At 45.6% G+C, this 25,679-nt stretch carries 24 protein-coding genes; all 24 read right to left on the bottom strand.

Going from position 1 to position 25,679, the window contains the following annotated elements; all coding sequences use genetic code 11:
• Positions 1-40 precede the first annotated feature (40 nt).
• On the bottom strand, positions 41-310 hold the full coding sequence (gene rpsO, locus JOD82_RS07055) for a 30S ribosomal protein S15 (RefSeq protein WP_007430074.1): 270 nt from the start codon (positions 308-310) through the stop codon (positions 41-43).
• A 132-nt stretch (positions 311-442) separates the two neighbouring features.
• On the bottom strand, positions 443-1,381 hold the full coding sequence (locus JOD82_RS07050) for a bifunctional riboflavin kinase/FAD synthetase (protein WP_029517026.1): 939 nt from the start codon (positions 1,379-1,381) through the stop codon (positions 443-445).
• 169 nt (positions 1,382-1,550) lie between these two features.
• Positions 1,551-2,489 (bottom strand): tRNA pseudouridine(55) synthase TruB, encoded by a 939-nt coding sequence (gene truB / locus JOD82_RS07045; protein ID WP_209948039.1) that lies wholly within the window; start codon positions 2,487-2,489, stop codon positions 1,551-1,553.
• Positions 2,486-3,463 (bottom strand): DHH family phosphoesterase, encoded by a 978-nt coding sequence (locus JOD82_RS07040; protein WP_029517024.1) that lies wholly within the window; start codon positions 3,461-3,463, stop codon positions 2,486-2,488. Before JOD82_RS07040 ends, truB begins: the two co-directional genes overlap by 4 nt.
• 51 nt (positions 3,464-3,514) lie before the next feature.
• Positions 3,515-3,865, bottom strand: a complete 351-nt coding sequence (gene rbfA, locus JOD82_RS07035; protein ID WP_010346342.1) for a 30S ribosome-binding factor RbfA — start codon at positions 3,863-3,865, stop codon at positions 3,515-3,517.
• 20 nt (positions 3,866-3,885) lie between these two features.
• Positions 3,886-6,441: a translation initiation factor IF-2 gene (gene infB / locus JOD82_RS07030; RefSeq protein WP_029517022.1), complete on the bottom strand. Its 2,556-nt coding sequence runs from the start codon at positions 6,439-6,441 to the stop codon at positions 3,886-3,888.
• Positions 6,434-6,757, bottom strand: a complete 324-nt coding sequence (locus JOD82_RS07025; protein WP_029517021.1) for a L7Ae/L30e/S12e/Gadd45 family ribosomal protein — start codon at positions 6,755-6,757, stop codon at positions 6,434-6,436. Before JOD82_RS07025 ends, infB begins: the two co-directional genes overlap by 8 nt.
• Positions 6,750-7,058: an RNase P modulator RnpM gene (rnpM, locus tag JOD82_RS07020; protein WP_007430067.1), complete on the bottom strand. Its 309-nt coding sequence runs from the start codon at positions 7,056-7,058 to the stop codon at positions 6,750-6,752. Before rnpM ends, JOD82_RS07025 begins: the two co-directional genes overlap by 8 nt.
• A 23-nt stretch (positions 7,059-7,081) precedes the next feature.
• Positions 7,082-8,179 (bottom strand): transcription termination factor NusA, encoded by a 1,098-nt coding sequence (nusA, locus tag JOD82_RS07015; RefSeq protein ID WP_013309927.1) that lies wholly within the window; start codon positions 8,177-8,179, stop codon positions 7,082-7,084.
• Between the two features lie 101 nt (positions 8,180-8,280).
• Positions 8,281-8,742: a ribosome maturation factor RimP gene (rimP, locus tag JOD82_RS07010; protein ID WP_029517020.1), complete on the bottom strand. Its 462-nt coding sequence runs from the start codon at positions 8,740-8,742 to the stop codon at positions 8,281-8,283.
• 311 nt (positions 8,743-9,053) lie between these two features.
• Positions 9,054-13,370 carry a PolC-type DNA polymerase III gene (locus tag JOD82_RS07005; RefSeq protein WP_209948037.1) on the bottom strand — a complete coding sequence of 1,439 codons (4,317 nt, stop codon included), beginning with the start codon at positions 13,368-13,370 and terminating at the stop codon, positions 9,054-9,056.
• Positions 13,371-13,574: 204 nt separating this feature from the next.
• Positions 13,575-15,023 (bottom strand): proline--tRNA ligase, encoded by a 1,449-nt coding sequence (gene proS, locus JOD82_RS07000; RefSeq protein WP_039274666.1) that lies wholly within the window; start codon positions 15,021-15,023, stop codon positions 13,575-13,577.
• A gap of 51 nt (positions 15,024-15,074) precedes the next feature.
• Entirely contained in the window at positions 15,075-16,346 is a 1,272-nt protein-coding gene (gene rseP / locus JOD82_RS06995) for an RIP metalloprotease RseP (RefSeq protein ID WP_069011406.1), read from the bottom strand.
• 105 nt (positions 16,347-16,451) lie between these two features.
• Complete coding sequence (locus JOD82_RS06990; RefSeq protein ID WP_165147574.1) at positions 16,452-17,591, bottom strand: 1-deoxy-D-xylulose-5-phosphate reductoisomerase; 1,140 nt, start codon at positions 17,589-17,591, stop codon at positions 16,452-16,454.
• Between the two features lie 145 nt (positions 17,592-17,736).
• On the bottom strand, positions 17,737-18,528 hold the full coding sequence (locus tag JOD82_RS06985) for a phosphatidate cytidylyltransferase (protein ID WP_029517015.1): 792 nt from the start codon (positions 18,526-18,528) through the stop codon (positions 17,737-17,739).
• A 17-nt stretch (positions 18,529-18,545) separates the two neighbouring features.
• Positions 18,546-19,313, bottom strand: a complete 768-nt coding sequence (locus JOD82_RS06980) for an undecaprenyl pyrophosphate synthase (protein ID WP_039274672.1) — start codon at positions 19,311-19,313, stop codon at positions 18,546-18,548.
• A gap of 84 nt (positions 19,314-19,397) precedes the next feature.
• Positions 19,398-19,952 (bottom strand): ribosome recycling factor, encoded by a 555-nt coding sequence (frr, locus tag JOD82_RS06975; protein WP_069011404.1) that lies wholly within the window; start codon positions 19,950-19,952, stop codon positions 19,398-19,400.
• The gene (pyrH, locus tag JOD82_RS06970; RefSeq protein ID WP_013309918.1) at positions 19,952-20,680 is read right to left on the bottom strand and encodes a UMP kinase; all 729 of its coding nucleotides are present in this window, start codon (positions 20,678-20,680) and stop codon (positions 19,952-19,954) included. The genes frr and pyrH overlap by 1 nt, the downstream gene beginning before the upstream one ends.
• Positions 20,681-20,800: 120 nt before the next feature.
• On the bottom strand, positions 20,801-21,451 hold the full coding sequence (gene tsf, locus JOD82_RS06965) for a translation elongation factor Ts (protein ID WP_013309917.1): 651 nt from the start codon (positions 21,449-21,451) through the stop codon (positions 20,801-20,803).
• A gap of 130 nt (positions 21,452-21,581) precedes the next feature.
• A complete protein-coding gene (gene rpsB / locus JOD82_RS06960; protein WP_013309916.1) occupies positions 21,582-22,280 on the bottom strand; it encodes a 30S ribosomal protein S2 in 699 nt (232 codons plus the stop codon).
• 253 nt (positions 22,281-22,533) lie between these two features.
• Positions 22,534-23,181: an endolytic transglycosylase MltG gene (locus JOD82_RS06955; RefSeq protein WP_069011403.1), complete on the bottom strand. Its 648-nt coding sequence runs from the start codon at positions 23,179-23,181 to the stop codon at positions 22,534-22,536.
• Complete coding sequence (locus tag JOD82_RS06950; RefSeq protein WP_069011402.1) at positions 23,178-23,810, bottom strand: hypothetical protein; 633 nt, start codon at positions 23,808-23,810, stop codon at positions 23,178-23,180. Before JOD82_RS06950 ends, JOD82_RS06955 begins: the two co-directional genes overlap by 4 nt.
• 41 nt (positions 23,811-23,851) lie before the next feature.
• Entirely contained in the window at positions 23,852-24,172 is a 321-nt protein-coding gene (locus JOD82_RS06945; RefSeq protein WP_029517010.1) for a hypothetical protein, read from the bottom strand.
• 82 nt (positions 24,173-24,254) lie between these two features.
• Positions 24,255-25,664, bottom strand: a complete 1,410-nt coding sequence (locus JOD82_RS06940) for a flagellar assembly protein A (protein WP_039274680.1) — start codon at positions 25,662-25,664, stop codon at positions 24,255-24,257.
• Between the last annotated feature and the right edge of the window lie 15 nt (positions 25,665-25,679).

The raw sequence follows: 25,679 nt of genomic DNA, 5'->3' as shown, positions 1-25,679 counted from the left end.
GTGAACAACCAGGCTTCTTTTCTCATTACATGTCTGAAAATTAACGACGCAGTCCGAGACGCTCGATCAACGCACTGTAACGTTTAACATCAGTCTTCTTCAGGTAAGCCAAAAGTTTACGACGCTGACCGACCATTTTCAACAACCCGCGGCGGGAGTGATGGTCTTTCTTGTGCGAACGAAAGTGACTTTGCAAGTTGACGATGTTTTCAGTAAGGATAGCGATTTGTACCTCTGGTGATCCTGTATCGGATTCATGAGTTTTGTACTCCTCGATCAATTGCTGTTTACGCTCTTGAGTCAATGCCATCCTGTTCACCTCCTTCATTATAATCGCCATTAGCCTCGTAGCCGCCGGTGAAAGCGGACAACCAAGCTAAGGTTCATCGTTGTTTACACAACATAAGTCAGTATAACACAGCGCCTGTCTTATGTAAATAAATTAGCCTAACAGCTTTTTAGCCGTTTGTGCGTCATTGCCAATTTGGTTGATCAGCTCATCCACCGAAGAGAATTTGCGTTCAGGACGGATGTAGTGGTGAAGCTCCACAAGTACAGACTCTCCATAAATTTGCTGATTAAAATCAAATAGATGTACCTCAAACGACGGATTCAGCACACCTTCATGGAAAGTAGGCTTAACCCCTACATTCATTACACCGTTTATCCAACGATCACCTACTAGTGCTCGTACAGCGTATACACCCTTGATCGGAATCACGTAAGTATCATTCAGTTTGAGATTAGCGGTCGGAAAACCGATCGTACGTCCACGCTTCTCCCCATCCATTACAGTACCCTGGATACGATAAGGACGTCCCAACCAGCGAGAGGCATGCGCTAGATCCCCAGTCTGTAAAGCACGGCGAATTCCAGAGCTGCTCACCTTGTCTCCATCCAGTTCGAACGGTGGTACGGTGTGCACAGACATCAGCTTTCCCCCCAGCGTCCGAAGTGTATTCTCATGCCCTGCTCCCCGGTGGCCAAACCGAAAATCAAAGCCTACTACCGCTGTTCGAATTTGCAATGGAAGCAGCACGTCGCTCATAAACGCCTCAGGGCTGACCTTGGAAAATTCTTCGTTAAAACTCAAAATATAAAGTACATCCACACCCATATCAGCCAGAATAGTCTGCTTGTCCGCAAGCGGTGTTAAATAACCTTCATAATCGCCTTTTTTCATGACTTCCTTCGGATGAGGGTGAAATGTCATGACAGATACCGGCATTTGCTGTTCACGAGCCAGCGCAACGGCCTCGCGTATCACGCTTGCGTGTCCAAGATGAAGACCATCAAACTGACCGATCGCCGTGACCTGTGGACGTCCCCATTGCTGCAAAAGCTCATCACTCAATGGATAAGATAACGATACGGTAATCATTATTAATTCACCTGCATTTCACATCATTTGACTAACTTCGTCAAAATTATAGCACAATTCAAGGTAAGAAAAACGTCTATCGACGTAATTCACGGAAGCCAGACCACGTCTAGCGGAAGTTTTTCTTGCGATTATAGAATTGTTCAGCTCCCCTGAAAATCTATAAATTCTATAATCTTAAAAAAACTTTAATGGGAACAATCGCGTCTGATTCATCCCGACCAAATATGCCTAAAAACGTTTTATCCTCTTTATACAAACGGAAGGGCTGGTTGTCCGTCACAGGTGGTGAAATCATATTCAGCGACAGGCGTTGGCCTTGCAGAGCCGCAGTTACCTTGGCTTCAGCCACTATATGCTCAGGCATATAGTCAATCGCCTGATCCGTTGTAATAAGTCGCTCTCCAAGACTGCCATCCGCTACGAAACGCTCTATCTCTTCGAAAGTCAGACAACGTTCCGCAGGAATTCCCGCAGACATGGTTCGCTCCAGCTTAACCATCGTTGAAGGATATCCTAATTCACGGCCAATATCAACACACAGTGTACGGATATAAGTACCTTTGGAGCATAAGGCACGAAAAGAAATATCCACATACGCCCCCGTCTCCGCGAATCCCGTCATCTCCAACTCATAAATGCTTACTTCACGGCTTTGGCGCTCAACAGTTTTGCCTTCTCGAGCCAGCTCATATAGACGCTTGCCGTCCACTTTTAGCGCGGAGTACATTGGAGGCACTTGGGAGATCGTACCAACAAAATGCTTCAGAACCGCTTTGACTTCCACTTCCGTCACCTCTACTGGACGTTCACTTTCTTCCGTAATTTCCCCAGTCAGGTCCTCGGTATCCGTGGCAATGCCTAATCGCAGTGTAGCCCGATATTCCTTGGGCCGCTCTTGCATGTATTCCACCACGCGGGTGGCACGTCCCAGACACAAGGGCAAAACACCGGTTACTTGCGGATCAAGCGTTCCAGTGTGTCCGATTCGCTTCATACCTAATAAACGGCGAGCCTTGGCCACCACATCATGAGAGGTAAATCCAGCAGGTTTATAGACTGGTAGGACGCCTTCCCAAGTTGCCTGTTCCTTCTTTATCGGGTTCATAGCTCAGACTTCACCCGCCCTACAACTGTCTTAATGATATCTTCCAGTTTACCCTCTAGCCGACAGCCAGCCGCACGCACATGTCCACCGCCTCCAAATGATTGAGCCAGCGCGGCTACATCTACATTCCCTGCCGATCTCAAGCTGGCCTTGACCGCTTGATCATTAATAACCTTAAAGAAAATGCCTACCTCAACACCACGAATATTTCTTGGGTAATTCACGATGCCTTCCAAGTCCTCATTTACAGCGCCACATTCTGTCATATCGTCAGGTGATACAACGACCCAAGCGACTTTTCCATCCTCCGACATCGTGAGCGTTTGCAATGCTTTTGTCAGCACCTTCATTTGTGGAAAGGTCATCTCTTCGAGCAATTTCTCGGATAAAGAGGGACCATCTACACCGTAAGTAAGTAGCTGTGACACCGTAGACATTACTTTCGGTGAAGTGTTGGAGTAGCGGAAACCTCCTGTATCCGTCAGCAACCCTGTATATACAGCCGTTGCTACTTCGACGTCCCAGGTTACTGCAAACTCTTCCAGTAGATCAAAAAGAATTTCCGCTGTTGCTGCAGCATCCGACTTAATCACATTAACTGTACCATAAGCATCATTTGTTGGATGATGATCAATATTCAGGATAATGGCATCTTCCGTAAAAAACTGCTCTGTCAAACCAACACGACGGTAATCCGCACAATCTACACAAATGATCCGATTGTATTTCCGTTCTGGCGGTTGCTGGCTCATATCCATAATCTCATCGGCATGCCATAAAAAATCCATGCGCTTGGGAATAGGTCCCTCATTCAGCATGGTAAATTTCTTCCCCAGACATGAGAGAAGCCAGCCCACCGTTACGGTGGAGCTGACTGCGTCTCCGTCCGGCTGTACATGCGATACGATCAGGTAATCATCATGCTCCAGAATAAATTCCTTCGCTTGTTGAAGCGCCTGTTCATAGGTATGCATTGCCTTCTCCTTTACATTCAGTTCATGGTTCCTTCAGACAAACTAAAAGTTTTATTTTTCATCCTTGTCGATATCACTCAGCAGTTTTTCAATTCGACTGCCGTAAGCAATAGATTCGTCAATTTTGAAAATCAACTCAGGAATATGGCGCAGCCGTATCCGTTTGCCGAGTTCAGAACGAAGATAACCGTTCGCTTTGTCCAATGCTTTCAGGGAAGAATTTTTTTGTTCTTCATCCCCGAGCACGCTCAAGTATATTTTCGCTTGGGACAAATCATTTGTAAGATCGACACCCGTTACCGTGATAAAACCGATGCGGGGGTCTTTTAATTCAGTTTGGATAAGTTGGCTTAGCTCCTTCTTGATCTGCTCGCCAACCCGACCTGTACGTATTTTAGCCATGGATGCTCACCTCTCTGCCGTTAGCGCTCCACTGTTTCCATGACGAACGCTTCAATAATGTCGAGTTCCTTAACATCATTATAGCCATCAAGGGTAATACCGCATTCGTAACCTTGGGCAACTTCTTTTGCGTCGTCCTTAAAGCGTTTCAGTGAGTCGATTTTACCTTCAAAAATGACGATGCCATCACGAATCAGGCGTGCTTCTGCTGAACGGGTAATTTTACCGGATGTCACCATACAACCAGCGATCGTACCGACTTTAGTAACTTTGAACACGTTACGTACTTCAGCATGCCCAATCACATTTTCTTTATATTCAGGATCCAGCATGCCCTTCATGGCTTGCTCTATTTCTTCAATGACATTGTAAATGACACGGTGTAGACGAATGTCCACTTTTTCAGCTTCCGCTGTAGATTTCGCCTGGTTATCCGGACGAACATTAAAACCAATGACAATAGCATTGGAAGCTGCTGCCAAAATAATGTCGGATTCGGTGATTGCTCCTGCACCACTGTGAAGAATTTTAACGCGCACACCTTCGACTTCAATCTTGTTCAAGGAACCTTTCAACGCTTCGACAGAACCTTGCACGTCACCTTTAATAATGACGTTCAGATCCTTCATTTCGCCATCCTTGATGTGTTGGAACAGGTCATCCAGTGTTACGCGTGTATTACTGCCCAGATCAGATTGGCGTTGTGTGATCGCACGTCTGTCAGCAATAGCACGAGCTTTCCGCTCATCCTCAAACACCATGAATGGATCACCAGCAAGTGGAACCTCTGTCAAACCAGTAATTTCAACTGGAGTGGAAGGTCCTGCTTCCTTAAGACGACGACCTTTATCGTTGACCATGGCACGCACACGTCCGAAGCAGTTACCCGCTACGAAAGCATCGCCGACTTTCAGTGTACCATTCTGAACGAGGATACGGGCTACAGAACCGCGGCCTTTATCCAGCTCTGCCTCGATGATGGTACCACGTGCCCGTTTGTTCGGGTTTGCTTTGTACTCATTCACTTCAGCTACGAGCAGAATCATTTCGAGCAGGTCTTCCAGACCCATTCTTTGTTTCGCGGAAACGTTGACGAAAATCGTATCGCCACCCCACTCTTCAGGTACCAATTCATATTCAGTGAGTTCTTGCTTCACTTTATCCGGGTTGGCATCCGGTTTGTCGATTTTGTTCACAGCTACGATAATTGGCAGACCTGCCGCCTTCGCATGGTTAATAGCTTCGACTGTCTGTGGCATAACACCGTCGTCAGCTGCAACCACGATAATCGTCATATCTGTCACTTGAGCACCACGTGCACGCATAGCGGTAAAAGCTTCGTGACCCGGTGTATCCAGGAAAGTGATTTTTTTGCTATTAATTTCAACTTGGTATGCACCAATATGCTGTGTAATACCGCCAGCTTCGCCACCAGTTACATTAGTCGAGCGAATGGCATCCAGCAAAGTTGTTTTACCATGATCGACGTGACCCATAATCGTTACAACTGGTGGACGTGTTTTCAGATCCGCAGGATCATCATTTTCTTCCACCGTTTCAAAACGATCTTCTTCGACCGGAATTTTCACTTCTACCTCGACACCAAAGTCTCCGGCAAGCAAGAGAATAGTATCCATATCCAGTTCCTGGTTAATGGTCGCCATCGTTCCGAGCATAATCAGCTTTTTGATGACTTCTGACGCATCTTTATGAAGAAGCTTGGCAGTTTCGCCTACGGTCATCTCACCACGAACAATAATTTTCTTTGGCGTGTTGTCGATTTTCTCGCGACGTTCCTGTTGTTGACCTTTACCACGATTGTTAAATTTCCCGCCACGATTGCTACCACCGCGATTATTGCCTCCACGACCACCGTTACCACCGCGTCCGCCGCCTTGACGGTTATCGTCAAAACGTCCTTGACCGGAACGGTTACCACCGTTGTTGGAGTTACTGCCTGTACGGTTGCCACCACTACGGTTCGCATTGTTGCTACCTGTGGAGGATGATGTTCTTACAGCCGTACCACCCTGACTACTTCCCTGAGGGCGTGAGTTAGTGCTTTGGCTACCTTGAGGACGCGAACCTGTGTTACCGCCGGGACGCTGTTGTCCTCCCTGTTGTTGACCATTACTGCGGTTTTGTGTACTTTGCTGACCAGTGGGTCTGCTAGTACTTTGTTGACTGCGGTTTTGACCGCCCTGCTGACTGCTTTGCGCTTTTGGAGCGCTGCTTCGGTTACTGTTTTGGTTGTTGTTTGTCCTATTCATACTTACCTGCTTTTCCTGTTGATTTTTGGTTTGCTCAGTTGAATGATTACTATTCTGGCTTGAACCGGCCTGATTCGAGCTTACTTGCACCGTACCTGCTTCGCCTTGCTTGGCCGCAGCATTGGATTTAATATTCTTAAAAAAACTTTCCACTTTACCTACGGCATCATGTTCCATGACGCTCATATGGTTGTTCACGGGAATATCCAGCCGTTTAAGAATGGTGATAATTTCTTTGCTGCTCATGTTCAACGATTTGGCGTATTCGTATACCCGCACTTTGTCTTTGTTTTCTTGTTTACTCAATATACTCCACCTCCGACATTATCCCCGTATGTTTCTTGATCAATTTCGCGAATCCTTGATCCGTCACAGCCAGCACAACCCGTTCAGGCTTGCCGATACTGCTTCCCAAGCTTTCCCGGTCAAATCCTATCATTAAGGGGATTTTGTACGTCCCGCATTTGTCGCGGAATTTCTTTTGAGTATTCATTGAAGCATCTTTCGCAAGAATGACCAGCTTGGCTTCTGAAGACCTGATCGCTTTATAAACGATCTCATCACCTGTTAGCAGCTTGCCAGCTCTCATGGCAAGACCCAATCCAGACAGCGCCTTATTCATCCTGCACGCTGCCTTGTGCCGCCAGGAATTCTTCCTCGACGGCAGCAAAATCACGACTTAGCTGCTCATAAATATCAGGATGAACCGAGTGCTTCAATGCTCGATCCAGTGCCTTGCTCTTTTGAGCCAGCTTGAAGCAGGCGGCTTTGCCGCACAAGTAAGCGCCGCGTCCCGACTTTTTGCCAGTCAAGTCAATCAACACTTCGTCTTCAGGGGTTTTGACGACACGGATCAACTGCTTCTTTGGCATCATTTCATGACAGGCCACACATTTGCGCAAAGGTATCTTTCTCTGTTTCATGCATTAACCCCCCTACACTCCGCTTAATCTACAGAAACGGAATCCTGATGCATTTCATCGGTGGATGTTCTCGGTCTGCCGAGTTCTTCCTCCGCCTGTGTTTCACTCTTAATATCAATTTTCCAACCCGTAAGCTTAGCAGCAAGGCGAGCATTTTGTCCTTTGATACCAATAGCAAGAGAAAGCTGATAATCAGGCACAATAACACGCGCCATTTTCTCTTCTTCAAACACCTGCACTTCGAGCACCTTGGATGGACTCAGCGCATTAGCCACGTATTCATCAACATTATCGGAATAACGTACAATGTCGATTTTTTCGCCACGCAGCTCGTTCACAATAGTCTGTACACGTGTTCCTCTAGGACCCACACAAGAGCCGACCGGATCCACCTCGGCGTTACGGGAATGAACCGCGATTTTAGAACGGAAGCCTGCTTCACGCGCTACGGAACGAATCTCTACAACACCATCAAAAATTTCAGGCACTTCGAGTTCGAACAAACGCTTAAGCAGACCCGGATGTGATCGGGACAGCATAATTTGCGGTCCTTTGGTTGTGTTTTCTACTTTGGTAATATAAGCCTTAATTCGATCCAGATGGCTAAATTTCTCATTAGGCATCAATTCGCCTAACGGGAGAACCGCTTCCACCTTACCAAGATCAATATAAATGTTACGTGGGTCTTGGCGCTGTACAGTTCCTGTTACAATATCTTCTTCCTTGTCCACAAACTTGTTGTAGATCAGTCCCCGTTCCGCTTCGCGGATACGCTGGGTCACGACCTGCTTCGCAGTTTGTGCAGCAATCCGTCCAAAATCACGTGGTGTAACTTCAATTTCAGCGATATCTTCCAACTGAAAATGCGGGTTAATCTCACGAGCCGCAGGCAATGAAATCTCGGTGCGAGGATCCAATACCTCCTCAACGATCAGCTTGCGGGCATATACCTTAATGACTCCCGAGTTGCGGTTCATATCAACACGCACGTTTTGTGCGGTGTTGAAATTCCGTTTGTAACTAGAAATCAAGGCTGCTTCAATGGCCTCAAACAGCACATCCTTGCTGATCCCCTTTTCTCTTTCCAACTCGTTCATTGCTTCAATAAAATCCATACTCATGGATTACTGCTCCCCCTTTCAAATGATGCACCTGCGTACTGGTCGGCACACGAGGCAAAAAAACATGTAGTACATGTCAAACAGCAACAGTCAAATCTGAATTAAAATATGATCGCGAGCCTTGCACCAGCTACCTTGTCATAAGGTATAGCATGCTTCTTTTGTCCGCTTTGAACGGTGAGTTCCCCATCTTCAAAAGAAAGCAAACGACCTTCAAATTCCTTCAGGCCGTTGATCGGCTCGTATGTAGTAACGAATACGTTTTTGCCTACCGCTTTAGTAACGTCCTCCGCTTTTTTTAGCGGTCTTTCGGCGCCTGGTGAAGACACTTCCAGAAAATATGCTGTAGAAACAGGGTCATTTTCATCCAACTTTTGACCCAAATATTCACTGATCATACTGCAGTCGTCCAGATCAATTCCTCCGTCTTTGTCTACAAAAACGCGAAGAAACCAATTACTGCCCTCTTTGACATACTCGACATCGACCAGTTCAAAACCATGCTCTTCGAGGTAAGGTTGGGCCATTTCTTCTACTACTGATTTGATCTTTGGTGTGCTCAAAGATTATAACCTCCAAAAGTGAACTTTCCTGTGTTGAAAAAAAGATGCCCTATTGCATGGACAATGCTTCTCCATCACCGGCATTTTCATTTTCATTTGATGTAATGTTCATTTCGGGCTCACTGCAAATAAACCGGCGTACCGGTTTCGTGCCCAAAAACTACCTTTTCACGTTGTAACTGTATATCAAACAGTAAAGAGTGGGTTTCCCCACTCTTTTAGCAACGGTTTTATCTCCATGATTACCAAAAAAATTATAACATAACCGTAGTTATGTGACAAGTGCCAGAGCTTGACTACTGTGGTTCGGATTAAAACAGAGACAACTGATTACTCTCTGGAAGACCTCGAAAGCAACCCATCTGGGACAGCATTTCGACAATGGTTTTACTAGCCTTCGATTTTTGTTGAAAATCCTCGACAGACAAAAATTCACCATGTTCACGGGAGGCTGCGATGTTACGTGCCGCGTTGTCTCCAATTCCCTGAAGAGCTCCGAATGGCGGAATGAGTGAATCTCCATCCACCTTGAAGCGTGTAGCTTCGGAACGGTACAAATCAATGGATTTAAAACTAAACCCGCGAGCCGTCATTTCCAGAGCCATTTCCAGGATCGGAAGCATCCCTTTTTCTTTGGGAGGTGCCTGAAAACCGAGTTGCTCGATTTCGACAATCTTCCGCGCGATTGCATCATATCCCTGACAGCACAGCTCAATATCAAAATCGGCTGCACGTACTGAAAAGTAAGTCGCATAATATTCAATCGGATGATACAGCTTAAAGTACGCTGTGCGCACTGCTGAAATAACATACGCTGCAGCATGCGCCTTCGGAAACATGTACTGGATTTTCAGACAAGAATCAATGTACCACTGTGGCACCTTGCATTTTTTCATTTCTTCAATCCATTCAGCACTAAGCCCCTTACCTTTACGTACGCTCTCCGTAATTTTAAAGGCCAGACCTGCGTCCATGCCTGCCTTGTAAATCAAAAACAGCATGATGTCATCACGGCAACCAATTACAGTCTTGATGTTACAGGTATTATTCTTAATCAGTTCCTGTGCATTCCCCAGCCATACGCCCGTGCCGTGAGACAGTCCGGATATTTGCAGTAAATCGGCAAAAGAACTTGGCTGCGACTCTACTAGCATTTGGCGCACAAACTTCGTCCCCATCTCTGGTACACCATAGGTTGCTACAGGCGTGCGGATTTGCTGGGGTGTAACACCGAGCGCCTCCGTGGAGTTGAACATGCTCATCACCTTAGGATCATTCATTGGAATGGTCGTAGGATCGACACCAGTCAAATCCTGAAGCATCCTCATCATGGTCGGATCATCATGACCCAGAATATCGAGTTTGAGTAAATTCGCATCAAAAGCGTGATAATCAAAATGCGTTGTTTTCCATTCCGAGCTTGTATCATCGGCGGGGTACTGTACCGGCGTAATATCCTCGACCTCAATATAATCGGGAACAACGACAATTCCGCCTGGATGTTGCCCGGTACTGCGTTTGACCCCTGTACAGCCCGAAGCCAGCCTATTCAGCTCAGCCCCACGCCATTTTTTATGATGCGCCTCTTCATATTTCTTGGCAAAGCCAAAGGCTGTCTTCTCAGCAACGGTACCGATGGTTCCAGCACGGAATACACTTTTTTCACCAAACAGTACTTTCGTATAGTTATGTGCGACAGGCTGATATTCGCCAGAGAAGTTCAAGTCAATATCGGGAACTTTATCTCCCTTAAACCCAAGAAACGTTTCAAACGGAATATCCTGTCCCTCACCCTTCAGTTTGCCGCCGCAATTCGGACAATTTTTGTCCGGCAAATCAAATCCACTCGGCACACTACCGTCCAAAATCCATTCGCTATGTCTGCATTCAGGATTACCGCAAATATAATGTGCAGGCAGTGGATTAACCTCGGAAATACCGAGGAAGGTAGCGACCACAGAAGATCCAACAGACCCCCGTGAACCTACCAGATATCCATCCTTATTAGACTTTTTAACCAAGCGCTCGGAAATAAGATAGTTGGCAGAGAAACCGTATTTAATAATCGGCTCCAGTTCTTTTTCAAGGCGAGCTACAACCACCTCGGGCAATTCCTCACCATAGATAGATTTAGCCGTCTCATAGCAAGTGTTACGGATTTCCTCGTCCGCCCCATCCAGCAAAGGTGTAAACAGCTTGTCAGGGAACAACTCCAGCTCCTCAAATCGATCCGCCAACTCACTGGTATTCTTCACAACGACTTCATAGGCTTTCTCCTCGCCCAAAAACTCGAATTCTGCCAGCATTTCGTCTGTGGTGCGTAAATGCGCATCAGGCTTACGAATATCTTTTAGCGGACTAAATCCCGTAATGCCATGTATCGTAATATCACGGTACAACTTATCGCGCGTTTCCAAATAGTGAACATTGCCTGTGGCAATTACGGGCTTATCAAGTCGCCGCCCAATTTCGCATACTTTGCGTATTGCCGTTTTCAGAGCATCAGGCCCGCTTACCAGTTGTTTTTCTACTAAATGCATATACATCGTCAAAGGTTGAATCTCCAACACATCATAAAACTGTGCTATTTCCTCGGCTTCTTCCTCGGACTTGTTCAACACAGCCTCGAAGAACTCTCCTTTTTCGCAGCCAGAAATAATAAGCAGTCCGTCCCTCATTTCTGACAATTTTGATTTAGGAATGCAAGGCACACGCTTGAAATATTCGGTATGAGACATCGAAACCAGCTTGTACAGATTTTTTTTACCAATCGGATTGAGGGCATAAATACAACAATGAAATGGACGAACGGTCGATAAGTCCTTACCCACATAATCATTCAGACGATCGAGCATTTTTAAACCCTTAATTTGTTCCGCATCATTCAGCAAGCCATTCAGCACTTCAGTCAGTGCGACTGTATCGTCAATGGCTCGGTGATGGCTTTCGAGCGCCACTTTATATTTGGTCGTCAGCGTATTCAGACGATGGTTTTTCATTGTTGGAAACAGTAAACGAGCCAGTTCGAGCGTATCCAGTACCGGATTGGTCATTTCAGGCAAACTCATATTTCGAAGGGTGGCCTGGATAAAACCGACATCAAAACGCGCATTATGGGCAACCAATACAGCATCGCCAGCAAAAGCTACAAACTCCTTCATAACAGGTTCTACATCCGGCGCGTCCTTGACCATTTCATCGTTAATGTTGGTCAGTTGCTGTATATTATATGGAATGCGCTCATGCGGATTGACAAAGGTAGCATAACGATCAATTTCTTTGCCATCATGCATTTTCACAGCTGCAATCTCAATGATTTTATTCTGTGTAACCGATAAACCGGTGGTTTCAATATCAAAAACGACATAAGTCGCTGTTTTCAAATTTAATGGCTGTGCCTGCATTACAACCTCAACGGCATCATTAACCACATTGGCCTCAACACCGTAGATCATTTTAATGCCGTTTTTCTTTGCAGCCTTAGCAGCATCAGGGTAGCACTGCACTCCGCCATGGTCGGTGACTGCAATCGCCTTGTGCCCCCATTTGGCGGCTGTTTTAACGTATTGATCAATCGAGGCAACAGCATCCATTGCGCTCATCTTTGTATGGAGATGGAACTCGACTCGTTTTTCCTCTGCTTTATCCTTACGTGTGGGTGGAGCCTGTACTTCAACTAGATCAGAGGGAATCATAACCAGCTCGGGAATTTGCATAAAACGATCATATTCAACTCGACCCCGTACTTTGACCCATTTCCCGTTAGCCAACAAGCTGAGGATCTTCAGATCTTCTTTAGTTTTAGCAAACATTTTCATTTGCAGGGAATCACTAAAGTCGGTCAAATAATACGTAAACAACGTACTGCCATTGCGCAATTCTTTACTATCCAAACCGAAGATTGTTCCTTGTAAAGTGACTTTCTTCTCTTCGTCCTGAATATCTTGCATCGGAACAGCCGGTTCTTTGATGTCATAACCGAATTGAAGCCGTACGTCTCCTTCTTCTTCATCCAAAGGCGGCATTTCGGATTCCATACTTTCCATCATCTGCTGAATGACTTCGCGTTCTTCCTGCATTTTTTTCTCTTGGAATTGCTGTAACGCCTCCTGGTTACTTTCACCCACCTGGACTTTAATGCGCATAGAAAGCCCGAAATATTTATCGTAAAATTTGATGATAGCTTGATCTATCTGCTTTTTACGCGCCAGTTCCAACGACATACCGTCGCTCATCGTTAGCAATAATAGACCGTCGTCCCACTCATGCACAGCCCGATTCATCCAACCGTTAACCGATGGAATCTCACGATGTACCCACTCTAGAAAAAGTTTCCAGTATTCACTGATGATATCACCAGGCTGAATCTGCTCACTGTACTGAAAACGGAACGTAATTTTTGCGATGTGACTCATTTTTTCCTGTACTTGAATACAGAACGTACGATACACCTGAGCGGGGACCAATGTCTCCTTGGCAATGGTGATGTTCCAATCCTTATTGGTTCGGCTAATCTCCACTTGGTCAATCCAACCGTCCAAAAAATAAGGTTCAACCACTCCCGCCGGCATCCCAACTTGCTTCATTAGCAGTTCCAGCCGCTTTCTCTTTTCTTCAGCTCCGCCCATGGCTCTCCCCCCAATTTCAAATCTACCATTCTGAAAACATGAAAAGCTTCTGCGTCAAAAACATCTCCGACCGCAAAAGCTTTTCGTAGCCCTCTTCAATCCTCTTCACAACGACACATAGATCCTTCGGGACATTGTCCCGTAACAGTTACCATGTCAGCGAAGAGAATGAAGTGAGTATAGTGGTATTGCCCTACTTCTATATTAGTACGCCCGTGCGAACACTACTGTATGCTTGGCAGGTTTGCCACAGCACAAACATGTGGACTTTTGCTCGTTTGTTTTAAACGGTATATTACGGCTTGTAGCACCTGTCACTTCTTTAACTTTATCTTCACATTCTTCAGATCCGCACCAGCCTGCCAAAGTAAAGCCGCGTTTTTCTTCCATGAGAGTCTTCATTTCATCCAGCGTATCAACGGAATAGAAGTTTTCTTCCATGAAATTTTTCGCACGATCAAACATCTCCTGCTGTACCTGTGCGAGCATCGCGTGTACTTCCTCAACCAGATTATCCTGCTGCACGATTTTTTTCTCACCGCTGATACGGGATACGAGCACACAGACACCGTTTTCCATATCACGCGGCCCGATTTCCAGACGAACCGGCACACCGCGCATTTCATATTCATTAAATTTCCAGCCTGGGCTTACATCGCTGCGGTCGTCCATTTTAACACGCACTCCAGCTTGTTTCAACTGAGCGAATAGTTCATCTGCACGAGCGATAACGGCATCACGCTTCTTAGGTGGCCCAATTGGAACCATAATAACCTGCGTAGGCGCAACTTTAGGAGGCAATGCCAAACCACGGTCATCTCCATGGACCATAATCAGTGCGCCGATCAAACGTGTACTTGTTCCCCATGAAGTCGTATGCGCGAATTCCAGGTTGTTTTCACGACTCAAATATTTGATATCAAATGCAACTGCAAAATTAGTTCCCATATAGTGGGAAGTTCCAGCTTGTACTGCCCGTCCATCCTTCATCATCGCTTCCAGTGAAAATGTATCCTTCGCACCTGCAAACTTTTCAGAAGGTGTTTTCTGTCCAGTAATAACCGGAATAGCCAGAACTTCCTCAATAACCTCACGGTATACTTCCAGCATTTTCATCGTTTCTTCACGTGCTTCTTCTTCTGTTTCATGGGCCGTGTGACCTTCTTGCCACAAAAATTCACTTGTGCGCAAGAAAGGCAGCGTGCGTTTTTCCCAACGCACTACATTAGCCCATTGGTTAATAAGCACGGGTAGATCACGATAGGATTGAATCCATTTGGAGTACATATGACCAATCATGGTTTCCGAAGTCGGACGAATTGCAAGACGCTCTTCCAGCTTTTCCCCGCCAGCCTCGGTTACCCAAGGCAGTTCAGGATTAAACCCTTCAACATGCTCTTTTTCCTTTTGAAAAAAGCTTTCTGGAATGAACATTGGAAAATAGGCATTACGGTGACCTGTTTCTCTGAAGCGCACATCCATGGCTTCCTTGATATGCTCCCAAATTTCAAAACCATCGGGGCGGAATACAATACATCCGCGAACAGGGGAATAATCCATCAGTTCTGCTTTTTTAATAACATCAATATACCATCGGGAAAAATCTTCACTCTGTGGCGTAATTTCCTCGACAAACTGTTTATCGTTCGACATAGAAATGCATGTCCTCCCATACAGACCGTTTTTATATAAGTCCGTCTCTAATTAACCATTAATTAAGCGTAAAATATCGTTATACGTGACCGCAATCATAAGCAGGAATAGCATAGCAAAACCAACGAAATGGACCATACCTTCCCTACTCGGATCAACGGGACGTCCTCTTACCGCCTCCACACCAAGGAAAACAAGTCTGCTTCCATCCAGCGCCGGAATAGGCAATAAATTAAATATCCCCAGGTAAAGACTCATTATAGCAGTCCAATACGTCAACTGCTCAATCCCCTGCTTGGCAATTTGCCCTGTCACTTCAAAAGTACGTACCGGGCCTCCCAGGTCATTGATAGAAAAACGTTGGATGAGCTGGCTAAATCCTTGGAAAATAATATCGGTCGTTCTGACCATAGATTGGCCGGCAAATTTGAACGTTTCTCCCACACCTGCTTGGCGTTTTGGAAGTTCGGGTACAATACCCACCTTGCCACCCTTTTGTCCTTCCATAGCACGAGGTGTAATCGTAAGATCAAAGGTCTTACTATCACGGCGAACCGTCCACTTCATCGGCTTGTCTTGAGAATCCGCAATCAGTTTGATCATGTTTTCAACATTTGCACCAATGGCTATTCCATTCACCGATTCGATGATATCTCCCTTATGCAAATCAGCTTCAGCAGCAGGCATACCTGCTGTAATTTCACTAATTTGGACATAAGTCGGGTTGTCCACTTGTATGCCGACCATCTGAATATGCAGACCAAACAAAATAAAAGCAAGAATAAAATTCATCAGGGGTCCAGCAAAAATAGCCATCGCACGCTGTCCTACTGTTTTACTCCCGTACTGCCGATCCTTGGGTGCAATCTGAATGGATTGACCTTTGGTTACCATCATCGCTTGCGGATGTACAGTGTATTGCTGATCTTCGCCATCCACATCCAATTTTAAAGTTAATGACTGTTCCAGATCAATATCCAACACTTCGCCGCGCACCACATTTTTACGATTATCCAGTTGATCTAGATAGATGGTTTTAACGACGTCATCCGTTACGCGTACAGCAATCGTTTGTCCGGCCTCAATTTCATTGACCTCCGGATCCTCTCCCGCCATGCGGGCAAAGCCACCGAACGGCAACAAACGCAACGTAAATCGCGTCTCGTTTCTTTTATAAGAAAACAGTTTCGGACCGAAACCGATCGCAAACTCCCGTACCAGAATCCCGGCGCGTTTGGCAAAATAATAATGCCCCCATTCATGCACCGTCACTATGACGAAAAACATGAGCACCGTCATCAACACTATTTGAATCGTTTCCAATCGTTTCTGTTCCCCTTTCAATGAGATCGAGTTTGTCTTCCTAGATTATCATTATTCTCCGATCCCGCACAAGAGAATCACATTTCGTTTCTAACCCAACTTAGCCTACAACCCCGAAGATATGCTACGAGTCTCTTCGTCACAGGCTTCAATTGCAGAAAGATCAGGATTAGCCACATTGACATGCCGCTCCAACACACGTTCAATAATAGCTTCAATATGCAGAAAAGAAATTTCTCCACGCAGGAAACGGGCAACTGCAATTTCATTAGCTGCATTAAATGCGGTCGGTGCTGTACCACCCATTTTACCACATTCGAAGGCAAGCCTTAAACAAGGAAAACGATTATAATCCATTTCCTTAAAATGGAGTTTACCCACTTCAGCCAGTGACAACGGCTTCGCCGGGGACTTCATACGCTCAGGGTAAGTCAATGCATATTGAATGGGTACTCTCATGTCCGGATTCCCAAGTTGAGCAACAATGCTTGTATCCTGAAACTCAACATAGGAATGAATAATGCTTTCCGGATGAAGCAACACATGAATGTGCTCATAATCAATTCCGAATAGCCAATGCGCCTCAATGACTTCCAGCCCCTTGTTTACCATCGTCGCTGAATCAATCGTAATTTTGGCCCCCATTGACCAATTGGGATGCTTGAGTGCATCTTTCACTGTAACTTCACGCAACTGTTCTCTTGTCAAATCTCGAAAAGAACCCCCTGATGCTGTGAGGGTAATATGTGCCACATCTTTCATACGCTCACCATTCAAGCATTGGAAAATAGCTGAATGCTCACTGTCAATCGGCAGCAACGGCACTCCTTTCGCCCGAGCTCGCGCTGTGACCAGATGACCAGCAGTAACCAGTGTCTCCTTATTGGCCAAACCGATCTGTTTTCCAGCCTCAATCGCGGCCAGCGTGGAGTGCAATCCGACACTGCCCATTACAGCCGTCACAACCATATCCGCCTCCGTGTTCGCAGCAAGCTCAACGAGTCCTTCATTTCCCCAATACAGTTCCATTCCAGAAGGCAGTAAAGGACGAATTTCATCCGCCAACTGCCGAGTACCCACAGACACTTTTTTGGGTTTATAAAGATGCGCCTGCTCAGCAAGTAACTTTATATTAGAACCACCTGCTAAAGCCTCAACAGTAAACTGATCCGGGTGCATGGACACTACATCCAGCGTTTGAGTTCCAATAGAACCGGTTGAACCAAGTACCGTAATTCTTTTCATGATGCACCTTCCTATCCTGAAAATCACTTTTATCCAGGAGCTCATTGATTATTATTCAGGCAGCTATGCTACTGGTTCCAACCTTCTAGTAGCGCAGAGTGAGCAGCATAGAGATTAGCCTGAGCATAAACTGTAATCAATAGACTCATGGAAGCAGCATCAGCATATGTACAAATGGAAAAACGACAATCCAGCTGTCGCAACGGTCTAGTATACCACCGTGCCCTGGCAGCAGATTACCGGAATCTTTAATGCCGTACACTCGTTTGTATGCAGATTGTACCAAATCGCCCAGTTGTCCCACAACTGCACATGACAAACCGATGCCGATGGCTTTGCCCCATGGCAGCAGTCCACCCGATAATCCAGCGAATACAAGAGCTATAACCAACGCTAAAACGATGCCGCCAATGGATCCTTCGACCGTTTTATTCGGACTAATCGCAGGCCATAATTTCGTCTTTCCTGCCATTTTGCCTACAAAATATGCCCCTGCATCACTTGCCCAAATACAAGCCAATAATAAAAATGTCCATAACAGTCCATGTTCCATATGACGTGATTCCGCAATATACGAAAATCCAAACCCTATATAAACGGTACCAAGAAATAATATAGCTACCGTTTGAATCGGGATTTTATTTTTTGTTCCTACCGTGATGATCATAAAAGCTATCATTACCAGCCAAAGCATACTGGCAAAGGGTAAGGGTGAGTGCAAGCCAAAAGGTTCATACGGGAATACAAAAGCTAATATGCTTACGTATCCAAGTATTGCTGTACCTCCAAAAGGAGATACCTGCGTCATTCGTGCGAACTCATAAAATCCGATTAGGGCCATCGCCAATATAAGCAAATGGTAGGCCAAGCCGCCCCACAGGACCATCGCCAAAAAGAATATGCCTGCCAGAATACCGGTAATTAATCTCTGTCTCAACGGCTTTCATCCTCCATTTACTTCAGTCCGCCATACCGTCGTGTTCTTTGCTGATATTCGATCACTGCTTCGTATAAGTGTTCTTTCTTAAACTCAGGCCAATAAATATCAGTAAACCACAACTCACTGTAGGCAAGCTGCCAGAGCATAAAATTACTAAGTCTAAGCTCACCGCTTGTTCGAATCAGTAAATCAGGGTCTGGCATACCGCTAGAAAGCAACGTACTACCGATCAGCTCAGATGTTATATCTTCCGATTTAAGCTTCCCATCCGCAATTTGACGGCCCAATGTTTGCATGCATTCGGTGATTTCCAACCGACTTCCATAATTTAATGCAAAATTAAGAACAAGTCCGGTATTATTTTCAGTTCGTCGAGTCGCTTCAGTCAGCGCTTCAACGGTATGGGAAGGTAAATGTTCTTTATTGCCCATCATACGTACTTGCACATTTTTTTCAATCAACTCATCTAGCTCAATAGCCAGAAATTCCTGCGGTAAGCGCATTAGAAAATCAACTTCGTCCTTTGGACGCGTCCAATTTTCAGTTGAAAATGCAAACAAAGTCAAATACTTAATACCCAGTTCATCCGCCGCAATTGCTGTGCGTTTCACTGCCTTCATTCCATTTTGGTGCCCTACAATCCGCGGCATTCCAATCCGTTTGGCCCATCTGCCGTTCCCATCCATGATGACAGCAACATGCTGCGGAATATTGTCTTTTGAAATGGCCGGTATTTGCTGTTTTTGTTCCCCGTTCCACCAAGACCGAACCCGTTTGATCATTCCAGTTCCTCCAGCATTCTCTGAAAATGTGCCTCAGGCTTGAAAAGAGACAAACCCCACCGTAAGGGAGGGGCTGCCAATCTTTTAGACTTCCATGATTTCTTTTTCTTTTGCAGCTAAAACTTTATCCACTTCAGCGATAAACTTATCAGTTGTTTTCTGGATATCTTCCTGATGTTTACGAGATTCGTCCTCGGAAATATCACTTTTCTCCAATTTTTTGATGTCATCATTGGCATCACGACGAATGTTACGAATAGCGATCTTCGCTTCTTCACCGTTCTTCTTTGTCAACTTCACCAAGTCAGTTCTGCGCTCCTCCGTCAAAGCAGGAATGCTAAGACGAATGGTGTTACCGTCATTCGAAGGTGTCAAACCTAAATCGGATTTTTGTATAGCGCGCTCGATATCGGCCAAGGAAGATTTGTCCCAAGGCTGAATCATCAAGGTCCGGCTGTCAGGTGTATTGATATTCGCCAGTTGGTTGACTGGAGTCATTGTACCATAATACTCTACCTGTACACGGTCCAGTAAAGCTGGTGTCGCCCGTCCTGCACGCAAAGATGCAAGATCACGTTGCAATGCCTGGATTGCTTTTTGCATGCGTTCCTCAGCACTCTTTTTCACAGATTGTGGCATTAATTTACACTCCCTTTGACGATCGTACCAATTTTCTCACCCAGCACGACACGTTTAATGTTACCTTGCTCTGTAATAGCAAAGACAATCAACGGAATATTGTTATCCATGCACAACGAGGAAGCAGTAGAATCCATGACACCGAGATTTTTGTTGAGCACATCCAAATACGTAAGCTGCTCATATTTCTCAGCTGTGCTATCTTTAAACGGATCAGCAGAATATACGCCATCCACTTTATTTTTAGCCATCAGAATCACTTCCGCTTCGATCTCAGCGGCACGCAGTGCAGCTGTAGTATCAGTCGAGAAGAACGGATTACCTGTACCTGCTGCAAAAATAACAACCCGACCCTTTTCTAAATGACGGATAGCTCTACGACGAATGTAAGGTTCTGCAATCTGTTGCATCGCAATGGATGTTTGTACACGGGTAGGTACCTCAATCTGTTCCAAAGCATCCTGTAAGGCCAGTGAGTTCATCACCGTTGCCAGCATACCCATGTAATCTGCCGTGGCCCGGTCAATTCCGTTGGCACTTCCAGCAATACCGCGCCAGATGTTACCGCCACCACACACGATAGCAACTTCTACTCCCAGTTCCACTACGTCTTTGACTTGTTCTGCAATGGATGCAATCGTATCCGCGTCAATACCGTAACCGTTAGGACCTGACAGCGATTCACCACTAACTTTCAGGACAACACGCTTAAACACAGGTTTTTCCAAATGATCACCCTCCAATATCATTTATACTTTATGTAACAGGATAGGTGTCCTGTTGCAAGAAATGGAACACTGATGTGTCCCATTTCCATTTTTCCATATGCGATTACCGTTCGTTGGTAATTATTGTTTCACTTGAGACATAACTTCTTCGTAGAAGTTGTCTTCTTTTTTCTCCAGACCTTCACCCAGTTCAAAACGAACAAAGCGACGCAGGGAGATGTTTTCGCCAATCGTACTGATTTTTTCGTTGATAAGCGTGGAGATTGTTTTGTCTGGATCTTTGATGAAAGATTGCTCCAACAAACAGAACTCTTCATAGAACTTACCAATACGGCCTTCAACCATTTTTTCAACAATTTTTTCTGGTTTACCTTCGTTCAGTGCTTGTGCTTTCAGGATTTCTTTTTCTTTTTCGATCTCTTCCTGTGGCACTTCTTCACGACGAACATAACGAGGGTTCGATGCAGCGATATGCATTGCAATGTCGCGCACAAAATCTCTGAACTGGTCTGTTTTAGCTACGAAGTCTGTTTCGCAGTTTACTTCTACCAGTACGCCGATACGGCCGCCAGCATGAATGTAGGATTCAACAACACCTTCAGTAGCAATACGACCTGCTTTGTTGGCTGCAGCTGCAAGTCCTTTTTCGCGCAGAACTTCAACCGCTTTTGTCAAATCACCGTTTGCTTCTTCAAGCGCTTTTTTACAATCCAGCATTCCTGCGCCTGTTTTTTCACGAAGCTCTTTTACTGCGCTAGCATTAACTGCCATATTATTTCCCTCCAAATTTGATTTTCAGTGGTATACCGTGCTTATTCCTTAAAAAAAGGGTAGTGAGAGGTTATACACCTGCCAACCACCCTTTTCATTTAATTCATATAGTTATTTCCTAATGGAAATGTTATGCTGTAGTTTCTTCGCCTTGGTTTGCTTCCATAACTGCATCAGCCATTTTACCTGTCAGCAATTTAACAGCGCGGATTGCGTCGTCATTACCTGGGATAACATAGTCGATTTCGTCTGGATCGCAGTTTGTATCAACGATACCTACGATTGGGATACCCAATTTGCGAGCTTCAGCAACCGCGATACGTTCTTTGCGTGGATCAATGATGAACAGAGCACTTGGAAGGCCCTTCATGTTTTTGATACCGCCCAAGAATTTTTCAAGACGATCTTTTTCTTTGCGAAGAATGATAACTTCTTTTTTAGGAAGAACTGCGAATGTACCGTCTTCTTCCCAAGCTTCTAGTTGTTTCAAACGGTCAATACGTTTTTGAATCGTTTGGAAGTTAGTCAGCGTACCACCCAACCAACGTTGGTTAATGTAGAATTGACCAGCGCGTGCTGCTTCTTCTTTAACGGAATCTTGTGCTTGTTTCTTCGTGCCTACGAACAGAATTGTACCATTCTCAGCTGCAATGCTTTTTACAAAGTTGTAAGCTTCCTCAACCTTTTTCACTGTCTTTTGCAAGTCAATGATGTAAATACCGTTTCTTTCAGTGAAGATATAACGATCCATTTTCGGGTTCCAGCGACGTGTTTGGTGACCAAAGTGAACCCCAGCTTCCAAAAGCTGTTTCATGGAGATTACTGCCATCTTCACGCACCTCCTAAGTTTGGTTTTTTGTGTGTCCTCCGCCGACATCATTTTTCATAAAGACTTTCCATTGGAAAGCACCCTTTATAAAATTAACCGACGTGCGTTTTTAACACCGTTAATTAATATACCATAACACTTGCATCGTTGCAACCAACTTTTCGACAATAGTTAGAACAACGCAAGATGTGACGTTTTACGCCTCTCATTGAACTTTTCAGCAAGAATAAAAGCCGGCCACTTCCCAGTCTGGTCAGTTGGACGGCTTTTTCGTAATTTTAGTAATGATAGAACTGAAATCCTCACCTTTAGCAAACTGATAGGTACCGGTACGAATTTTGGTATTGATTTTTTTAGCCTTAGCTGCTGCCTCAAATGCACTAGCATCCGATACGACCCCTGCCCGTTGCAATCCTGATGCCACACTTCTCAAATTGCTTCCGGATGCAATGTTATACTGCACTTGTGGGGTGGCAGGCTGCTTGGGGATATTGGGAGTCGCTGTAGTGCCAGAACTTTGAGTTTGCGGCTTATTCGGACTTTGTGGAACCGATGTGCTGGTCGAAGGTTTAGAACCAGCCGAGGATATGCTGTTTGCAGGTGCCTTTGGTGTTGCTGGCGTTTGAGCTGGTTTAGCTTTTTGGGGTGCAACGGGAGTTTTATTACCTTCCTTGATTACCTTATTACGCCATTCCTCTTCTGTCATTTTCGGGTTAGAGCTGTCACTGACCTGGAGATTTAATCCGGCTGCTGCCTTTTCTAATTGCTCTCGCGTCATGTTTTTCGGGTCTGTGGAAGATTGCTGCGATTGCCCCTGACCGATCAATGCCAGTTGCAATAGCAATGCCCCCGTTATAAGACCAGTACCCATGCCTAGCATAAATGAACGGTTTTTGATCACGTTACATCCTCCCGCTCCGCGAGTTGCAAAATAAGCTGTACTTCACCCCGTTGAATGCCTGATTGCTTAGCTATATAGTCCACTGACTTGCCTTGCTCATGCAGCGCAAACAACTCTTGATAACGATCACGGATGGACTCTGCTTCCTGCTCAGTTTCAGGATCTTGTAATGCCGTCTGTTCCTCCATAGTTATGAGGGGAGCTTCTGAACCAGAGTAGCCTTCCTGCACAGACATTTCAGGTTGCGGACTTTGAAATTGACCGTATGCAACCGCTGCCTGCTGAGAAGCAGTTGTATGTTGTATCTCCTTAGGTACAGGCTCGGTATTCATAGACACAGTTGCAAACATAGCCTGGCGCTCAAGCTCCACGATACGGCTCCGAAGCTCAGCTACTTGCTCCTGTAATGCCGCCTGTTTCACTGTATGCTCCTGCTTCATACCAGAAACGAGCTCAATCAACTCGTCATTATCGTTTTCAATATCGGCCATATATTGCTCTAATGTGGCCTCGACCTTTTGGACGACGGCCTCTTCTGTTCCCCGGCCTGGCTGACGCTTAGGCTGTAGCCAGGCATAGACAACAGCTGCGGCGCCCAGCAGAACAATATAAATCCATGGTTGATCCACTGCCCATCGTCTCCTTTAATAACGCTTCTCCACCTGTCGGATCAGAGCGAAAAATCAATATGGTGTCCCTTGAACGGATGCTCTGCCGGATGCTCCTTAGGCAGTTCAGCCTCATCTGGCCGGGAGCGGCTCTGCTGGGAAGAATCTCTGCTCTGTCCCCCTGTTTGCCGCTCACCGACAAATGTTTCCGCAGACTGATCTACAGCACTGCTTCGCTGACGCATGTTCTCCGTCTCCAGCGCGGCCTTTTGTCCAAGCAATGCTTGATCATTCATCGGCCGCTGCTGGGACTCACTTTGGTATTTTCCAGCTTCGCTGGTGCGAGGTACGGCAATTTGCAATTCAACAGCCTTCAAGCTCATTGGACCACACCCTTTCCGATTGGGCATCCGTATCTTTCTTCCAAGGAATACAATGTTAAATGTTGTTTATCAGTGTGCCGAATTACACGTAGGAGGACATGCTGATGTCTCCCTCATGATAATAAAACGCCATTCTTTCCACTGAATCTTTAATAAATTTTGTATATCTGCCGATAACTATTTTAGAGCCACCGTAAATCACATTTTTCACTTCTACCCGTGCGCGGCTTGTATCCTCTAATGTTCGTTCAATTTCAAGCATTCTGGACTTGGTTTCCAAAAGCTCCTGTTCATTAGATTTTTTAGTAGATGTCAGCTTGATTCGCATAGCCATTCTTTCAGGTGCAAGCTGTCCGGCGGCGGCAAGCTGATCCAATATGGTAAGAGCCTTATTCGTTTTATCCTGGCTGTCTGTCTGCTGCTTCAAACGTGCGCGGAGTTCTGTCAGTTCATCGCGCAGTTCGGGAAGTACACCCACTTCGATATTGGTAGCTGTGGACATCGTATTACCGACGGTACGAGCCACTACCTTTTTACCAGCTTGTACACTGCCACCTACGATAAGCCCTTTTGTCCCTTCGCAGATTACATTATTACTCGCTTTGATCTGGGAATGCATGATACTCTGGGATACAAGTACATCGCCTCCCGCAATCACGTTACCATCTTGTATAAACGAGCATTTCACATTTTGTGCAGCTTTCACGAACCCCTTATGGTATCCGATAATACCGCCAGTGATTTCCACTGAACCTTCCGCCACAATTTCGGCCCCTTCCACACCACCGATGACACGAATGTCGCCAGCCGCCCGAACCCGGAAACCTGTCAAAACATTCCCACGAATGACGACGGTTCCAACAAAATCAATGTTGCCGACACTATAATCGACGTCCCCGTTAACTTCATATACGGGGAACACATTAAGTTTGCCCTTTTCAGTCGTAGTTACCAGTCCGTCAATAGCCGCATACATCGCAACACCTTCTGGATGAATCACTACATTTTTTCCAACTTTAAAACGCGCCTCTTTACCTGGAAGAAAAGGAATTTCCTCTCCGGTTACAGCAATCCCCGGTACACCTGGCAGAGGATCAACCCGTTCGGCAATCAGTTGACCACGTTTTACATTTCTTAAACGAGTTAGTTCTTTATAATCCACCCGTCCATCCACGGTTTCAAGCGGCTTATGTGCATCTTCGCCAGTCACAATATCAGCCAGATTGATTTTTCCGTCTGTGCCATGGATCGGCTGCTTTCCCTGAGCAATCAGTAATTTTCCGAAGAAATGATCTTCCGGACTTGCCGCAAATACGCGAATTGCATCGGTTATTAAACCGTAGGATATTTTTTGGTTGCTTAGAAAACGCTCTAATTCTTCCACAGAACAGGCAAAGCCTTCTTCACGTTTGGCAAACTCCAAGTAGGCGGTTTGTTTGTCAGGTGAGACAACCACTTTTAAAAACTGGTCCAAAGCATATTGCTTCTCCACAAGGGTGCTCCTTCC

Origin of the sequence: Paenibacillus sp. 1182, assembly GCF_017833915.1 — a bacterium.
GTDB classification, from domain to species: Bacteria; Bacillota; Bacilli; order Paenibacillales; family Paenibacillaceae; genus Paenibacillus; species Paenibacillus polymyxa_D.
This window is presented reverse-complemented; position numbering and strand designations above follow the sequence as displayed.

Coding starts and splice junctions, on each gene's coding strand:
- rpsO (WP_007430074.1), bottom strand. CDS start 310: ATGGCATTGACTCAAGAGCGTAAACAGCAATTGATCGAGGAGTACAAA.
- JOD82_RS07050 (WP_029517026.1), bottom strand. CDS start 1,381: ATGATTACCGTATCGTTATCTTATCCATTGAGTGATGAGCTTTTGCAG.
- truB (WP_209948039.1), bottom strand. CDS start 2,489: ATGAACCCGATAAAGAAGGAACAGGCAACTTGGGAAGGCGTCCTACCA.
- JOD82_RS07040 (WP_029517024.1), bottom strand. CDS start 3,463: ATGCATACCTATGAACAGGCGCTTCAACAAGCGAAGGAATTTATTCTG.
- rbfA (WP_010346342.1), bottom strand. CDS start 3,865: ATGGCTAAAATACGTACAGGTCGGGTTGGCGAGCAGATCAAGAAGGAG.
- JOD82_RS07025 (WP_029517021.1), bottom strand. CDS start 6,757: ATGAATAAGGCGCTGTCTGGATTGGGTCTTGCCATGAGAGCTGGCAAG.
- rnpM (WP_007430067.1), bottom strand. CDS start 7,058: ATGAAACAGAGAAAGATACCTTTGCGCAAATGTGTGGCCTGTCATGAA.
- nusA (WP_013309927.1), bottom strand. CDS start 8,179: ATGAGTATGGATTTTATTGAAGCAATGAACGAGTTGGAAAGAGAAAAG.
- JOD82_RS07005 (WP_209948037.1), bottom strand. CDS start 13,370: ATGGGCGGAGCTGAAGAAAAGAGAAAGCGGCTGGAACTGCTAATGAAG.
- proS (WP_039274666.1), bottom strand. CDS start 15,023: ATGTCGAACGATAAACAGTTTGTCGAGGAAATTACGCCACAGAGTGAA.
- JOD82_RS06990 (WP_165147574.1), bottom strand. CDS start 17,591: ATGAAAAGAATTACGGTACTTGGTTCAACCGGTTCTATTGGAACTCAA.
- JOD82_RS06980 (WP_039274672.1), bottom strand. CDS start 19,313: ATGATCAAACGGGTTCGGTCTTGGTGGAACGGGGAACAAAAACAGCAA.
- frr (WP_069011404.1), bottom strand. CDS start 19,952: ATGCCACAATCTGTGAAAAAGAGTGCTGAGGAACGCATGCAAAAAGCA.
- tsf (WP_013309917.1), bottom strand. CDS start 21,451: ATGGCAGTTAATGCTAGCGCAGTAAAAGAGCTTCGTGAAAAAACAGGC.
- rpsB (WP_013309916.1), bottom strand. CDS start 22,280: ATGGCAGTAATCTCCATGAAACAGCTTTTGGAAGCTGGGGTTCACTTT.
- JOD82_RS06945 (WP_029517010.1), bottom strand. CDS start 24,172: ATGAGCTTGAAGGCTGTTGAATTGCAAATTGCCGTACCTCGCACCAGC.